The organism is Novisyntrophococcus fermenticellae (assembly GCF_018866245.1).
In the GTDB taxonomy this organism is placed as follows: domain Bacteria; phylum Bacillota; class Clostridia; order Lachnospirales; family Lachnospiraceae; genus Novisyntrophococcus; species Novisyntrophococcus fermenticellae.
This window is the reverse complement of record NZ_CP076458.1, coordinates 473,623-489,930: the sequence shown is the minus strand read 5'-3', so window position 1 is coordinate 489,930 and position 16,308 is coordinate 473,623. Positions and strand designations below refer to the sequence as shown.

Here is a 16,308-nt window from a genome sequence, read left to right as displayed (position 1 = left end):
CTCTTCACCATAATATTAGAGTTAAGATTTATGTATCAGATGGATTTTACACAGCTTCTCTTTGAGGGCAGTTACTTTGTTGTTGTGATTTACTGGGGAAGAGGTATTGTACTTTCATGTTTTGCATTAGTAACCCATCGAAGTGTCCAAAGCATACGGCTCGACGAATTTTATTACCCCATCGCCGTATTTATTACTATCTGCCTTATACTGATTTATCACTTTATTTTTCGATATATCATCGCGCCTCCAAGGCAAATAGAAAAACTTTATAGAAACCAGTCACAGTTAAGACTTGTTGCAATCTTTCAGACCACTCTGTTAGCCTACCTTTTGTTCATCAATCTGGGAAGATATTATGATATGTCTCTGTCCTGGTACAATATTACTTATATGGTATCCTGTATGTTATGTTTTATTTCCCAGATCTTGTTAGTTCAGCATAGCATCAGAATCAGTTCACTTCTGGAGTTCGAACTGCATACGCAGCTGCTTCAAAAGCAGCTCTCCCTACAGATGCAGCATTATAAGGCCTACCAGAAATATACGGAAAGTTTCCGTGTTTTCAAGCATGACTATAAGAATATGATGGCTTCGGTAAAATCACTGCTGTCCTCCGGGGAATATCAAAAGGCAGAGAGGATGCTTGATACCATCCATGATACAATGAAAAGCCAGGTTCTGGTTCACAAAGCATACTCCAATCACATGCTGCTTGATGCCATCTTGCAGGACGCCGCTAATATATGCAGTGAGCATTTCATTCAATTTTCCGCAACACTGTTTATTCCAGATGGGCTCAATATGCCGGATATTGATTATGTTCGTATATTTTCAAATCTTATTGATAATGCAATTGAGGCCTGCAGCGAGACAAAGCCTGAAAGCAATCCTTTTTTTACCGTGCAAAGCAGAGTAAGCACACACAATGACTGGCTGACGGTTGAGCTTTCAAACTCCTATAGCGGTGAAGTAAAACTACGTAATGGGATTCCTGAATCCACAAAAGATAACAAGGATTTTCATGGAATTGGACTGTCAGTTGTTACAGAAATTGTTGAAACCTTGGGTGGGATGACATCGATTGATGTGGATCAGGAAAAGAAGGTTTTTACTGTATCTCTTCTGTTTCCTCTTAATACGGTGGAAAAAGAATAACTATTACTTTCCGACAAACAGAAAATCCAGGCAAACCAAAGGAACAAAATTTAGATCTTTCCTATTTCAAAAAAATAAATACTCCTATGTCGTCTTTATACATTCCAACTGAATGGATTCCTGATTATGACACTGTAGACTTCATACGAATTAAAACGCAGGTAGTGGCAGCTTCTTATATCTCGTATACTTCTCTAAAGATTCATAGCTTTATATAATCAGTTCCACTAACTAAAAATTTCTCATTATAGTATGACATCTATTTATTAAAAAAATCCTGTAAACATAATGTTTACAGGACTTCTTTTAAGCTCCCCGAGTTGGGCTCGAACCAACAACCCTTCGGTTAACAGCCGAATGCTCTGCCATTGAGCTATCGAGGATTATTTAATTATAGGTTAGTTTATGCTTTTTATCTAAAAACATACCTTCAAAACCGCATACAGATTATCACATCTTTTCCACCTTTTGTAAACACCGGACCTCACTTAATGATTGCTTTGCCGTTTCTTCAGTTCCGGCTCGACGTCTGTCTCGCCTGACTGATTTAGCTGGCTGAATCATGGTGCGTTTGGAAGTTCCATCTCACGTTGTTCGATGGAACGACCTGCGCACTAGGATTCATGCTGCGTCTGTGACTTGCATTCATCAAGTGCTTAGGTCAAGCCCTCGACCGATTAGTAACAGTCAGCTCCATACATTGCTGTACTTCCACCTCTGCCCTATCTACCTCGTCGTCTTCAAGGGGTCTTACTTCTTTCGAATGGGATATCTCATCTTGAGGGGGGCTTCACGCTTAGATGCCTTCAGCGTTTATCCCTTCCCGGCTTGGCTACTCTGCCATGAGCCTGGCGGCTCAACAGATACACCAGCGGCCGGTCCATCCCGGTCCTCTCGTACTAAGGACAGCTCCTCTCAGATATCCTGCGCCCACGCCGGATAGGGACCGAACTGTCTCACGACGTTCTGAACCCAGCTCGCGTACCGCTTTAATGGGCGAACAGCCCAACCCTTGGGACCTACTACAGCCCCAGGATGCGATGAGCCGACATCGAGGTGCCAAACCACTCCGTCGATGTGAACTCTTGGGAGTGATAAGCCTGTTATCCCCAGGGTAGCTTTTATCCGTTGAGCGATGGCAATCCCACTTTATACCACCGGATCACTAAGTCCTACTTTCGTACCTGCTCCACCCGTCGGTGTCGCAGTCAAGCTCCCTTCTGCCTTTGCGCTCTTCGAATGGTTTCCGACCATTCTGAGGGAACCTTTGAGCGCCTCCGATACTCTTTCGGAGGCGACCGCCCCAGTCAAACTCCCCGTCTGGCATTGTCCCATGACCGGTTCACGGCCTCTGGTTAGAAACCCAGCACTGCAGGGGTGGTATCCCAACATTGGCTCCAAAAGGACTGGCGTCCTTCTTTCTTTGCCTCCCACCTATCCTGTACATGCAATACCGGATCCCAGTACCAAACTGGAGTAAAGCTCCATGGGGTCTTTCCGTCCTGGCGCAGGTAACCAGCATCTTCACTGGTACTTCAATTTCACCGGATGCATTGTTGAGACAGCGCTCAAATCATTACGCCTTTCGTGCGGGTCGGAACTTACCCGACAAGGAATTTCGCTACCTTAGGACCGTTATAGTTACGGCCGCCGTTTACTGGGGCTTAAATTCAAAGCTTCGCCTTGCGGCTTACCTCTCCTCTTAACCTTCCAGCACCGGGCAGGCGTCAGCCCATATACTTCACCTTTCGGTTTCGCATAGACCTGTGTTTTTGCTAAACAGTTGCTTGAGCCTATTCTCTGCGGCCTGTATCTCTACAGGCACCCCTTCTCCCGAAGTTACGGGGTCATTTTGCCGAGTTCCTTAACAATGCTTCTTCCGCCGGCCTTAGGATTCTCTCCTCATCCACCTGTGTCGGTTTACGGTACGGGTACAATAAGAACAATAGCGGCTTTTCTTGATACATGGCTCACACGCTTCCCTACTTTGATTCGGTCTGCTTCACGTCTTCAGATCGTCCTGCGGATTTGCCTTCAGGACTCCTACCCCGCTTGCACGCGGCTTTCCATTCCGCGCCCGTGCTTTCCACATATGTCCCCACAGTTCTGTCTTACTGCAGTGCAGGAATCTCCACCTGCTGTCCATCGGCTACGACTCTCGTCCTCGCCTTAGGCCCCGACTTACCCAGAGCAGATCAGCTTTACTCTGGAAACCTTGGATATTCGGCCGAGAGGATTCTCACCTCTCTCTCGCTACTCATTCCGGCATTCTCTCTTCCTGACGCTCCACAGCCCCTTCCGGTACTGCTTCTTTGCATCAGCAATGCTCCTCTACCAATGACTCTACAGTCATTCCTGAGCTTCGGTGTCGTGTTTCAGCCCCGGACATTTTCGGCGCAGGACCTCTCGACCAGTGAGCTATTACGCACTCTTTGAATGTATGGCTGCTTCTGAGCCAACATCCTGGTTGTCTTTGAAATCCCACATCCTTTTCCACTTAACACGCACTTTGGGACCTTAGCTGCAGGTCTGGGCTCTTTCCCTTTTGACCATCCAACTTATCTCGTATGGTCTGACTCCCGTTCATCGGTTCCACGGCATTCGGAGTTTGATATCCCTTGGTAAGCTTTGACGCCCCCTTAGGAATTCAGTGCTCTACCTCCGTGTATCTAAAACGAGGCTAGCCCTAAAGCTATTTCGAGGAGAACCAGCTATCTCCGGGTTCGATTGGAATTTCTCCCCTACCCACACCTCATCGCCACCCTTTTCAACGGATGTGCGTTCGGTCCTCCATTGCCTTTTACGGCAGCTTCAACCTGGACATGGGTAGATCACCCGGTTTCGGGTCTGCGTATACTGACTATTTCGCCCTCTTAAGACTTGGTTTCCCTTCGGCTCCACATCTGAAATGCTTAACCTTGCCAGCATCCGCAACTCGCCGGACCGTTCTACAAAAAGTACGCGGTCGTGCACTTGAGGCACTTCCACAGTTTGTAAACACAGGGTTTCAGGTTCTCTTTCACTCCCCTCCCGGGGTCCTTTTCACCTTTCCTTCACAGTACTATGCGCTATCGGTCACTGAGGAGTATTTAGCCTTGGGGGGTGGTCCCCCCGACTTCCCACAAGGTTTCTCGTGTCTCGTGGTACTCTGGATCCTGCCGGCCTTTCCTTCCTTTCGCCTACGGGTCTTTCACCCTCTTTGGATGGCTTTCCCAAAACCATTCGGCTAGCTCAGAAAGTACCTTTTCGCAGTCCTTAACCCCATGGTGCACGCACCATGGTTTGGGCTCTTTCCCGTTCGCTCGCCGCTACTTGGAAAATCGAGTTTTCTTTCTTCTCCTCGGGGTACTTAGATGTTTCAGTTCCCCCGGTTCCCTTCCATACGTTATGGATTCGCGTATGGATGCATGAGGTCTGCTCATGCGGGTTTCCCCATTCGGATATCTCCGGATCAAAGGCTGTTTGCGCCTCCCCGGAGCTTTTCGCAGCTTACCGCGTCCTTCATCGGCTCTCAGTGCCAAGGCATCCACCCTGTGCTCTTACTGCTTGACCTTTTAAAAGTCCACCGCTCCGCTAGCGTGCGGATTGGTTCTTTGTGTTTACTGATTCATTTCTGATTCATTTATAAGCATCGATCGTTTGATCGTTCTTGCTTGGTTTGTAACATCAGCTACTTGCGTATCTGATGCCTCGGATGTCTTTTCTCTATCTTACGTTATTAACGCTTGGATATTGATTATATCTGTATGCGGTTTTCAAGGTACGTATCTGACTGATCATTTATCAGTCATCAGGAAACACAACCTAATGTTGTATCTTCTGATCACTGGTAAAACCAGTTCTAACAGCACTTCCCTGCTGGAGTAGGTTGACATTGCACCGTTTAGTAAGAGTTACCTCTTCTTATACAAATGTCCGTTCTATCTCATAAAGTGTTCCCTACACTTTTTTTAAAGGAGCTGGCAGCCACCTGCTCTCCCACACCGTCTCCAGTGCAGTACCATCGGCCGCTTTGGTCTTAACCATCGTGTTCGGGATGGGTACGGGTGTCTCCCCAAAACGCATCGCCACCAGCAGTAGTTATTCAGTTTTGATACTTACAAGCCTATGGGCTTTTTTTACTTCTTTCCCATTACTTGATAACTAAACAGCAAAACACATCTTCTACTTATTCTTCCTTAGAAAGGAGGTGATCCAGCCGCACCTTCCGATACGGCTACCTTGTTACGACTTCACCCCAGTTACCGGCTCCACCTTCGACTGCTCCCTCCTTACGGTTGGGTCACAGGCTTCGGGCATTTCCGACTCCCATGGTGTGACGGGCGGTGTGTACAAGACCCGGGAACGTATTCACCGCGGCATTCTGATCCGCGATTACTAGCGATTCCAGCTTCATGTAGTCGAGTTGCAGACTACAATCCGAACTGAGACGTTATTTTTGGGGTTTGCTTGGGGTCACCCCGTTGCTTCCCTTTGTTTACGCCATTGTAGCACGTGTGTAGCCCAAATCATAAGGGGCATGATGATTTGACGTCATCCCCACCTTCCTCCAGGTTATCCCTGGCAGTCTCCACAGAGTGCCCAGCTCTACCTGCTGGCTACTGAGGATAAGGGTTGCGCTCGTTGCGGGACTTAACCCAACATCTCACGACACGAGCTGACGACAACCATGCACCACCTGTCTCCCCTGTCCCGAAAGACTGTACCCGTTACGGTACATGCAGGGGGATGTCAAGACTTGGTAAGGTTCTTCGCGTTGCTTCGAATTAAACCACATGCTCCACCGCTTGTGCGGGTCCCCGTCAATTCCTTTGAGTTTCATTCTTGCGAACGTACTCCCCAGGTGGAATGCTTAATGCGTTTGCGGCGGCACCGGGAAGCTTTGCTTCCCGACACCTAGCATTCATCGTTTACGGCGTGGACTACCAGGGTATCTAATCCTGTTTGCTACCCACGCTTTCGAGCCTCAACGTCAGTTACCGTCCAGTAAGCCGCCTTCGCCACTGGTGTTCCTCCTAATATCTACGCATTTCACCGCTACACTAGGAATTCCGCTTACCCCTCCGGTACTCGAGCTGCACAGTTTCCAAAGCAGTCCCGGGGTTGAGCCCCGGGCTTTCACTTCAGACTTGCACAGCCGTCTACGCTCCCTTTACACCCAGTAAATCCGGATAACGCTTGCCCCCTACGTATTACCGCGGCTGCTGGCACGTAGTTAGCCGGGGCTTCTTAGTCAGGTACCGTCATTTTCTTCCCTGCTGATAGAGCTTTACATACCGAAATACTTCTTCGCTCACGCGGCGTCGCTGCATCAGGCTTTCGCCCATTGTGCAATATTCCCCACTGCTGCCTCCCGTAGGAGTTTGGGCCGTGTCTCAGTCCCAATGTGGCCGGTCGCCCTCTCAGGCCGGCTATGGATCGTCGCTTTGGTAGGCCGTTACCCTGCCAACTGGCTAATCCAACGCGGGTCCATCCCATACCACCGGAGTTTTTCACACGGCATCATGCGATGCTGTGCGCTTATGCGGTATTAGCAGCCGTTTCCGGCTGTTATCCCCCGGTATGGGGCAGGTTCCCCACGCGTTACTCACCCGTCCGCCGCTAAGGTTCTTCCTTCTTTCCGAAGAAGTCCAAATAAACCTCCGCTCGACTTGCATGTGTTAAGCACGCCGCCAGCGTTCATCCTGAGCCAGGATCAAACTCTCTGATAAAATGTGCATCATCTTCCAAAAGAAAATGCTGCGAGTCTGTTCCAGTTCAAAATCAACTAACTAGCTAATTTATCCCTTTTACTGATTTAATAAGGATCTTTCGATCGTTCAAAACTAAAACTTTTAGAACTTTCGAGGATGTGTTTCACTGTTTAATTATCAAGGTTCTTCTGTGTTCCTGTCTCAGCAGCAACTTGATTATCTTATCATGCAGCATGCTGTTTGTCAAGAACTTTTTTGGCATTTTTTAAAGTTGTTTGTTGTTCTGTGTTTTTCAAAAACAACTTGTTTATCTTATCATAAATTATACTGTTTTGTCAATACCTTTTTGTTTCTTTTCCAAAGTTATCTGACAAAAACGGAGAAGGAGGGATTTGAACCCTCGCGCCGCTATTAACGACCTACTCCCTTTCCAGGGGAGCCCCTTCAGCCACTTGGGTACTTCTCCAAAGCTGCCTGAAATATATCCCTTTGTAATTTAAATACAACGAAAGAAAAACAACGCACCTTTCACAGTGCGAGCGGAGAGGGTGGGATTCGAACCCACGCGCCCTTGCGGACAAACGGTTTTCAAGACCGCCTCGTTATGACCACTTCGATACCTCTCCATATTCAGTTATGCATGACCACTTAATTCAATTAAGAAATTAACAATTCAGTGAATCGCGCAAATGATATATTATCATCAATGACGATTAATGTCAATAACTTACTTACATTTTTTTTGTTTTTCCGGCAAAAATTTCTGCTGCATCAAGATCCTCTGCTGTAGTAATTTTAATGTTTCTGTAATCCCCCATAAATACCCGTACAGGATGCCCTTCCATCTTTTCGAGAACCATGGCATCATCCGTTATTCCATCTTTCTTCTGACTCTGAAGTTTGTCGTATGCATGGCGGATGGTGCTGTATCGAAAAATCTGAGGGGTCTGGATTATCCATACTGCGTTTCGGTCCGGGGTTTCCTTCACTAAGCCTTCATGATCTGTCAATTTTATTGTATCCTTGGACGGCACTCCCGCTACACAGGCGCCTACTGCTTTTACCTCTTTATATCCTCTCAATAGCATCTCCTCCGTTATGAAAGGACGTGCGCCGTCATGTATATAGACGTAATCCGCATCTTCGCAAAGCTTTAAACCTTCATAAACAGAATCATAGCGTTCAGCACCTCCAGGTGTCACCTCTTTTACTTTTGTAAAGTCAAAGTGGCTGACAATATTCTTCTTACAATAGGAAATCATGTCTTTCGCAGTCACTATAATCACATCATCTATCAGTTCTGAATCCTGAAAACACTTCAGGGAATAGTATAACACCGGTTTATCCAAAATATTCATAAATTGTTTCGGAACACCGCTGCCCATACGGGTTCCCTTCCCGGCGGCAAGCAATATGGCCGTACACTTGTCCTTTTTTTCCACTTTCGTGTACCCTCCATTATAACTAGTATAGGCGATTATAAATACCTTTCTGCTTCACTGGTCTGAATTCCGCATTGAATCAGTAAGTTATTTAATGTTGTCTGTACTAGTCCACAAGCTCCTTACGGAGCTCAACTTTATTTGAAACAGGAAATCTATCGCTATTGTTTAAATAACTTACTGATTCACCGGTTTCTAACGTTCACCCAGTTTCAAATTTGGAATTGCATTCAAATCTAACCCATGCCTGGTTCCGTTAAGGAACTCATAATAAGCAGCTACCCCGATCATAGCAGCGTTATCGGTACAGAATATAGGGGATGGGTTGTAAAGCGTAATCCCCTCTCTTTCGCAGGCTTTCTCCATCGCTTCTCTCAGATGTTGGTTAGATGCCACTCCCCCCGCTATGGCCAGTTTATCCATCCTGTAATCCCTGGCCGCCCGAATTGCATTATCTACCAGCACATCTGTCACTGCCTTTTGAAATGACGCCGCAACATCTGCTTCAGCAATACTTTCGCCAGCCATTCTGCATTTATTAAGATAGTTTAAAACAGCTGATTTCAGGCCGCTGAAACTGAAATCATAGGGTGCGTCCTCCACTTTTGCTCTTGGAAATGCAATTGCATCCGGATTTCCTTCATTTGACAGTTTATCTATTTTAGGGCCTCCGGGATATCCTAATCCAATCGCACGGGCCACTTTATCAAATGCTTCGCCCGCCGCATCATCCCTTGTCCTTCCCAAAATGTCGAATTTTCCGTAATCTCTGACCATGACAAGGTGCGTATGACCTCCGGATATAATCTCACACAAAAAGGGGGGCTCCAGTTCCGAGTTTTCAATATAGTTGGCAGATATGTGACCTTCAATATGGTGAACGCCTATAAGAGGCAAATGTTTTGCATAGGCAATGGCTTTTGCTTCCGCCACACCCACCAGCAATGCCCCCACAAGACCCGGTCCATAAGTAACGCCTATGGCATCCAAATCATCCAGGCTGACCTCTGCTTCCTGAAGTGCCTGCTCTATTACCTGATTTATTTTTTCTATGTGTTTTCTAGACGCTATTTCCGGAACGACTCCTCCATATAGCGTGTGCAGCTTTATCTGAGAGGAAATCACATTGGACAATACGGTTCGTCCATTCTTCACAACCGAGGCTGCTGTTTCATCACAGGAACTTTCTATAGCTAAAATCAATACATCCTTTTCATTCATCTCTGACCTTCTTCAATCTTCAAACAACAGTTCCGCGGATTGTCCGTCTCTGGATGCACGGGTATTCGGAAATATCTTTCGCACGCTTTCCAGATATTGCTCCGGATAAACCAGAGAGGGGCTATAATGGGTCAGCCACATCTCCCTGACCCCGGCATTCTTTGCAAGCATTCCAGCCTCCGTAAATGTCATATGCTTGTATTCTTTCGCCTTGGCTTCTTTCTCCGGTTCGCCATACATTCCTTCACAAATAAATAAATCCGCTCCTTTGGCGTGCTCTGAAATTGACGGCACAGGCCTGGTATCCGTACAGTAAGTCAATTTAAGTCCTTTTCTTTCCCCACCCAATACCATATCCGGTGTATATATCATTCCGTCCGCTTCGATTCTCTCCCCTTTTTGCAGCTTGTTCCAGTATTTTACCGGTATTCCCTGCATGCGGGCACGATCCACATCAAATTTACCAACCCTCGGAATATCAATGCTATAGCCATAGCAGACCACATTGTGATTGACCCGAAATGCCGTGATATGGTAGCCTGCAATCTCAAAACTTTGTTCCGCCTCGGTAATCTCAATACATTGAATCTGAAATGGCAATTCAGGCGCAATCACTCTGAGCGAAGATACTACCCTGTTCAGGCCTTTGGGTCCAATCAATGTCAGAGGTTCCTTTCGCTCTGCATTTCCCATCGTCAGAAGCAGCCCCGGAAGTCCGCTGATATGATCCGCATGGTAGTGTGTAAAACACACCACATCTATCGGTTTAAAGCTCCATCCTTTTTCTTTTATCGCAATCTGCGTTCCTTCCCCACAATCAATCAGCAAATTGCTTCCATTATATCTGGTCATCAAAGAGGTCAGCCACCGGTTCGGTAAAGGCATCATCCCTCCTGTTCCTAACAAACATACATCTAACATCTAATTTCCTCTAACTACGATTTATTTTGCATTAAAATCAATGTACTTCTCTTTTACAATAATCAAATTCCGATAACTAGTCAAGACTTTCCTCTTCTATTGAAAATCTTTTGGCCAGTGTTTTTCTGTATCCCCACTCATCTTATGGCTTACATTTGCCTGTTTTCTCGCACGCAGCGTACTGATAATTGTAGGTATGGCACCCACCAAAGTAAACACATACACCATTGCCAGATTTCCATAATAAACTCCGGATTCAAGATAACCTTCCTTAAGTAAATCCGGAATCAGGCGGAAAGCCGTTAGTATATCTAAATCTTCAAAATACTGTGCAGCACTAATTGACCAGTCCACCCGATTACCAACATAAACCATTATAAGCATAATGATTATGCTTATAACAATCCCCTTTTTACTTAGACGTCCAGCCAAAATTTCATATCCTTTCAGTGTGCATACCCCAAGAATCAGGCCGGATAGTGCCGCTACATAACCTAGTTGTCCCAGAAGGACAATAGCCGCCGCTCCCAGTATAGAACCAAGCAGAGCCCCCACAATCCCGCCAATCAGGTTTTCCTTCTTTTGATTTTGCTGTGTTTCTTTTTCTGCCACTTCTTCGCATCGTTTTGAAAAGCAATCCCCGCACAACATTTCAGCAGTGCCGGATATGTTATAGACTTCCGCAGCACCTGAAGCACCACAGCTTTGACAGCAGTTCTTCAGAGCATTTTCATGCAGATAGCTTGTCACTGCCAAAAGAGCTTCCTGCAGGTTTTCCCCTGTCTTTTTTTTCGTCATACCCGCACGCAGAGAATAATTCGCTCTATAGCCTTGCACCGCACAAGCCCTGACCGTCCTGGATGTTGATACAGCTCCCTTCAAAACCTTTGCATCCGGCATACCCTCTTCATAGCTTACTGCCACACTTAAAGTAAATTGATAGGATTCGTTCACCGGTGTCAGGCAGACAGAATATCCATTATGTACTCCGAAAATAATCGCCGTCTGGGTATCCAACGTCAGTCCCAACTGCTCGGAGAACTCCAAAAGTGCCTTTTTATAACTTTTCTTCATATATTCCCGCTCCTCATTTGCGATTTTTATAAAAGCATAATAGCACATAATTGTGTATATCTCAACATTCATGAAAATACGCAGTTTAAAAAAAGGATATCCGTTAATTTGGATATCCTCCTTGCAAACCCCTATATTCACAAGTTTCTCTAAATCGAAGCGACGGGATTCGAACCCACGACCTCTGCGTCCCGAACGCAGCGCTCTACCAAACTGAGCCACGCTTCGTACTTTTGAATTGTTTTCATTATTTGCCATATCAGCAATATGTATTATATAAAAAATCACCGAAAAAGTCAACATCTTTTTTCAGATCAGATAATATCAGTTCAGCCATACCTTCAAATGGCTGAACTGATATGGATGTTAATTCAGTCTATACACATCTGCATACTGCAGCCCAAAGCTCAATGCCTGAGAATGCGTCGCAGTAAAAACATCTACATGACCGTACTGGGTCCCTCTGTCTTCCACTGTATAAACTTGTCCGTTAATTAACAGCTGTGTTCCGAATGGAAGGCCAGCCATTGCAATCGTTCTTCCCGCTGTGGGTGTGGTTCCGCTTGCTGTCAGCCCGCCTGCCCACTTGCCGGTACAGATTTCACAGTTACAGTAGGCAGTCAGCTTAAACCTTCCAAGATAGGTCCCTGATGCCTGTGTGTTTGTATTGCTGCTATTTCCACTTGGGGTTGCAGCATTATTGGTATTATTGTTTTTCTGACTAGATGGTTTTGTATTGCTGGTACCGGAGGAAGAACCGCTGTTGTTCCTGCCTGCTGTGGAACTGTTTGACACACTCTGCTGTCTGGCCGCATTCTGGGCTGCTTCTTTTTTTTCAGCTTCACGCTGCTGGCGTTCTACTTCTTCGCTCTTAGCCTGTACCATAAGTTGTGTGATGTTTTCTTCCTGGGCACTTATCTGAGCAAGAAGATTGTTTGCTTCTGACTGTGCACTGCCAAGATTTTCCGTGTATTCACGCATCTGAATATAAGTCGCCTGATATATTTCCTGCACTTGTTCCTGTTTCTCTGTGCTCTCAGCCTGGAGACTGGCAATCTTCTGCTGCTCCGCCACAACTTTATCTTCTTTTTCCTGGACTTGTTCTTTTGCTGCCTTATAGTCATCTAACATGTTTCTATCATATTTATTAATCTCTGCCATGTTTTGAGCACAGGAGAGAAAATCGCCAAAATTCTCTGATGAAAACAGCATATCTATGTAACCCGAACCGGAATTTTCATACATGTATTGAATCCGCAGCTTCATATCCTCATATTGTTTGGATTCCTGTTCCCTGGCTTCTTCAAGTTCCTGCTGTACTTGCTCCAGCTCCTGCTGTTTGACTTCCGAATCCGACCGGAGCCGTTCAAGGCTTTCCTGTAATTCCGTAAGCTGCTGACTTAAATCCGATAAGTATGACTCCGACTGGTTTTTTTTCGATTCAAGAACAGCGATCTTTGATTTTGTATCCTCCAGCGTTGACTCAGTTGATTTTTTCTGTGTCTGCGCATCAGAGATTTTCTCCTGGGTTGTCGCTGCATAGCCTGGTACAACTGACATTGTCAGAAGCAGCGCCACAACTATCGCGCAAAATCGTTTTTTATCTCTCATCTTTACACCTCGTAGTTTCCCCTTTTGGCGTCTCCGCTATTCCCCGTGCCATTGATTATATCATATAGATGTAAAAAACGAAAGCTTTTTTTAATCACTCTTAATATTCCTGTAATATTTTGTCGTATTTTCGTATCATTATACGACGAATTAGCACAATATCTTCCTTAATTTGTTCTCCATGAACACAAGAACTTGTTTTTTATGACACCATTCAGCAGTTTCCCCCAACCCAAAGAAAATTTATCGACACAGATCAGTTTCCATCCATTTTTTAATTTTTCCGCTTCCTGTTCCGCCTGAATTGTCTCTCCGCGCAGATATCTTTCGATGCGTGCATCACCTCTGGGCAGGCAGATGCTCTGAGAGCATTTGTCTGCTGACAGCGCCATGGCCCAACTTTGGGACGGCTCAAAGCGGTTCTTTTTAAAGGTACCAAGAAAAAGTCCATTACGAATAAAATGAAGCCCCCTCACTTGCTCGGGCAATTCCGGAATCAGGTAAGCTTTTCCGTTACGAGCTTCAATATGGTCTGTCGCAATGCTGATCCCCAGCTCCTTCATGAATTCTTCCAGCAGAAGCTTTTCACTTTTATCCAGTCTCAAGGGGGACAAAAAGGGCTGAATCACTGTATTCCGGACTTCCTTTTTTCGTAACAGTGCGAGAAAATGCCCTTCCCCTTCCATGCGGTGGGGCCAGATATGCATACATTTTTTCAGTTCCGGTCTGCCGTCGCCCCATTTTGGTATCCCCGGCCCGAATTTCTCATATGGCTGTATCTCCACCAACTCCATCTCCGGAAAATGGTTCAAAAGCCACGATATGGAGCCTTCGTTCTCCTGTGATGCGAATGTGCATGTGGAATATAGCATCATCCCTCCGCTTCCCAGCATCTTAACGGCGTTGGCTATGATATCCTTCTGTATATTGGCAAAGTATTCAGGGCGGTCAGTCCTCCAGGTTTTTGCAACTTCGGGTGCTTTTCGGAACATTCCTTCTCCCGAACATGGGGCATCTACCAGAACCTTGTCAAACCATCCTTCAAAAGCCCGGGACAAGTTGCCCGGTTTTTCATTTGTCACAAAGATGTTTCCCGCCCCAAAAAGCTCCAGATTGTGAAGGAGCGCTTTGGCTCTGGAATTGCTTATATCATTTGCCACCAAAGTACCTGTATTTTTAAGACGGGCCGCCAGTTCGGTTGCTTTTCCTCCGGGAGCTGCGCAAAGATCGAGCACTCTGTCTCCGTCCGCTATGGGAAGGCGGCCGGCTGGTGTCATGGCCGAAGGTTCTTGAAGATAATACAGACCGGCCGCATAATAGGAATCCTGTGCCGGGTGAATATCTTCAGAATAATAGAAACCATTCTCCACCCAGGGGATTGGCTTGACAGGAAAAGGAGTAATGGTCTGAAACCTCTCAGGCGTAATTTTCAAGGTATTGACACGCAGCCCATACTGACGTGGCTCATCATAACTCATGATAAATTCTTTATAATCTTTCCCAAGCATCTGCTGCATTCGAGTCAGAAATTCTTCCGGTAAAGCAATCATTACATATCCATCCTTTGCTTTCTCATGTTTTGCTTCCGCTATACTAGAATCATTATAAAGAACACTGTCTGAATTTTCAAGGCAAATGTAAAAGGACTGCTGCCTTCATTTTCATGTACAGTAGTCCCTTTATATACTCCATTGTGCTGTTCGAAAGGCGGTGTGTCCGCCGCAAGCGGCTTTTCAACTTTATATTGCTATAGAGCCTCGTCTGCCACACTTTCACTCATCACCTGCTCATACCTGTCCAAAATTATGGTCTGAATATGGTCTCTGGTTTCGGAATTGATGGGGTGGGCGATATCCCGATACTCTCCATCTGTTGCCTTACGACTCGGCATGGCGATAAAAAGACCCTTATCCCCTTCAATCACTTTGATGTCATGTACTACAAACTCGTCATCGATTGTTATGGAAACAACCGCCTTCATCTTACCATCCTTTGTAACCTTACGTACCCTTACGTCTGTAATGTTCATATCGATTTTTGCCCCCTTAGCAGTTTTTTCAGATCGCAGTTTTCAGATTGCATATCTTTCGTTCTTCTCCACTACAATTTTGATACCATCTTCTCCACAATAGTATGAATTCGCCCTGATTGTACCACGGCTCTCCACAATACAGTTTTCAATATGCGTGTTATCTCCCAGGTAAACATTATTTAACACAATAGAGTTCTTAATCACACAATTATTGCCCACATACACATCCTTAAAAATCACTGAATTTTCAATATGTCCATTGATAATACAGCCGCTGGCAATCAGGCTGTTCTTTACACAGCTGCCGGGATTATACTTAGCGGGCGGCAAATCATCGATTTTGGAATAAATACCCGGATATTCTCCAAAGAAATATTCCCGTACTTCCGGCTTTAAGAAGTCCATATTCGTGTTATAATACGACTCTACCGTAGAAATATTGCTCCAATACGTATTAATTTTATAACCATAGATTCTTTTCAGATTCTTATATCGTATCAGAATATCCTTTACAAAGTCGTGACGGTCTTCCTGTGCGCAACGTTCTATCAGCTCTATCAGCTGCCTTCTGCGAATGACATATATACCTGTTGATATAAGATTTGACTGCGAAACCATGGGCTTCTCATCAAATTCTTCAATCCGGCAATCCTCATTCATCTTTAGAACACCAAACCGGCTGGTATCCGCCTCCCTGCATTCCGTGCAGACTACAGTGACATCTGCCCGCTTTGAAATATGATATTCCAGAACTTTATTATAATCCAGCTTGTATATTCCATCTCCGGAAGCAATCACGACATATGGTTCATGACTTTGCTTGAGCCAAGACAGATTCTGGTAAATTGCATCCGCCGTGCCGCGGTACCACCAGCTGTTTCCAACTGTGACCGTGGGCGTGAATACATACATTCCTCCTTGCTTGCGTCCAAAATCCCACCATTTTGAAGAGCTCAGGTGTTCATTCAGGGATCTTGCATTATATTGTGTCAAAACCGCCACTTTCTGAATATGAGAGTTTGCCATATTGCTCAGAGCAAAGTCTATACTCCTGTAACTGCCTGCAATAGGCATGGCTGCAATTGCCCTCTTATTAGATAACTCTTTCATCTTATTGTTATTGCCGCCTGCTAAAATAATACCAAGTGCTCTCATA

The 16,308-nt window shown here is 45.5% G+C and carries 9 protein-coding genes, 4 tRNA genes and 3 rRNA genes; 1 reads left to right on the top strand and 15 read right to left on the bottom strand.

Annotation, left to right across the window (positions count from 1 at the left end; translation table 11 throughout):
* The first annotated feature begins 30 nt into the window (after nucleotides 1-30).
* Nucleotides 31-1,158, top strand: a complete 1,128-nt coding sequence (locus KNL20_RS02295; RefSeq protein ID WP_230399043.1) for a sensor histidine kinase — start codon at nucleotides 31-33, stop codon at nucleotides 1,156-1,158.
* A 311-nt stretch (nucleotides 1,159-1,469) separates the two neighbouring features.
* Here the strand turns inward: KNL20_RS02295 and KNL20_RS02290 are convergent.
* From KNL20_RS02290 to glgD, 15 genes are all read right to left on the bottom strand, one after another.
* Nucleotides 1,470-1,541 (bottom strand) — tRNA-Asn (locus tag KNL20_RS02290).
* 273 nt (nucleotides 1,542-1,814) lie between these two features.
* Nucleotides 1,815-4,711, bottom strand: a 23S ribosomal RNA gene (locus KNL20_RS02285).
* A 404-nt stretch (nucleotides 4,712-5,115) separates the two neighbouring features.
* Nucleotides 5,116-5,233, bottom strand: a 5S ribosomal RNA gene (rrf, locus tag KNL20_RS02280).
* Between the two features lie 107 nt (nucleotides 5,234-5,340).
* Nucleotides 5,341-6,869 (bottom strand): 16S ribosomal RNA (locus KNL20_RS02275).
* The 16S, 23S and 5S rRNA genes sit together here with 3 tRNA genes alongside, the layout of an rRNA operon.
* A gap of 359 nt (nucleotides 6,870-7,228) precedes the next feature.
* Nucleotides 7,229-7,317 (bottom strand) — tRNA-Ser (locus KNL20_RS02270).
* Between the two features lie 74 nt (nucleotides 7,318-7,391).
* Nucleotides 7,392-7,477: transfer RNA gene (locus KNL20_RS02265), tRNA-Ser, on the bottom strand.
* 105 nt (nucleotides 7,478-7,582) lie between these two features.
* Nucleotides 7,583-8,293 carry a 2-C-methyl-D-erythritol 4-phosphate cytidylyltransferase gene (gene ispD, locus KNL20_RS02260; protein WP_230399042.1) on the bottom strand — a complete coding sequence of 237 codons (711 nt, stop codon included), beginning with the start codon at nucleotides 8,291-8,293 and terminating at the stop codon, nucleotides 7,583-7,585.
* A 195-nt stretch (nucleotides 8,294-8,488) separates the two neighbouring features.
* Nucleotides 8,489-9,514 (bottom strand): tRNA (adenosine(37)-N6)-threonylcarbamoyltransferase complex transferase subunit TsaD, encoded by a 1,026-nt coding sequence (tsaD, locus tag KNL20_RS02255; RefSeq protein ID WP_230399041.1) that lies wholly within the window; start codon nucleotides 9,512-9,514, stop codon nucleotides 8,489-8,491.
* A 12-nt stretch (nucleotides 9,515-9,526) separates the two neighbouring features.
* Nucleotides 9,527-10,435: a ribonuclease Z gene (locus KNL20_RS02250; protein ID WP_230399040.1), complete on the bottom strand. Its 909-nt coding sequence runs from the start codon at nucleotides 10,433-10,435 to the stop codon at nucleotides 9,527-9,529.
* 96 nt (nucleotides 10,436-10,531) lie between these two features.
* Entirely contained in the window at nucleotides 10,532-11,509 is a 978-nt protein-coding gene (locus tag KNL20_RS02245) for a hypothetical protein (RefSeq protein WP_230399039.1), read from the bottom strand.
* A 154-nt stretch (nucleotides 11,510-11,663) separates the two neighbouring features.
* Nucleotides 11,664-11,737, bottom strand: a tRNA-Pro gene (locus KNL20_RS02240).
* A 138-nt stretch (nucleotides 11,738-11,875) separates the two neighbouring features.
* On the bottom strand, nucleotides 11,876-13,120 hold the full coding sequence (locus KNL20_RS02235; protein WP_230399038.1) for a PcsB-like coiled-coil domain-containing protein: 1,245 nt from the start codon (nucleotides 13,118-13,120) through the stop codon (nucleotides 11,876-11,878).
* A gap of 167 nt (nucleotides 13,121-13,287) precedes the next feature.
* A complete protein-coding gene (locus KNL20_RS02230) occupies nucleotides 13,288-14,667 on the bottom strand; it encodes an RsmF rRNA methyltransferase first C-terminal domain-containing protein (protein WP_408637505.1) in 1,380 nt (459 codons plus the stop codon).
* 200 nt (nucleotides 14,668-14,867) lie between these two features.
* The gene (spoVG, locus tag KNL20_RS02225; protein ID WP_230399036.1) at nucleotides 14,868-15,149 is read right to left on the bottom strand and encodes a septation regulator SpoVG; all 282 of its coding nucleotides are present in this window, start codon (nucleotides 15,147-15,149) and stop codon (nucleotides 14,868-14,870) included.
* 42 nt (nucleotides 15,150-15,191) lie between these two features.
* On the bottom strand, nucleotides 15,192-16,307 hold the full coding sequence (gene glgD, locus KNL20_RS02220; RefSeq protein WP_230399035.1) for a glucose-1-phosphate adenylyltransferase subunit GlgD: 1,116 nt from the start codon (nucleotides 16,305-16,307) through the stop codon (nucleotides 15,192-15,194).
* Between the last annotated feature and the right edge of the window lies 1 nt (nucleotide 16,308).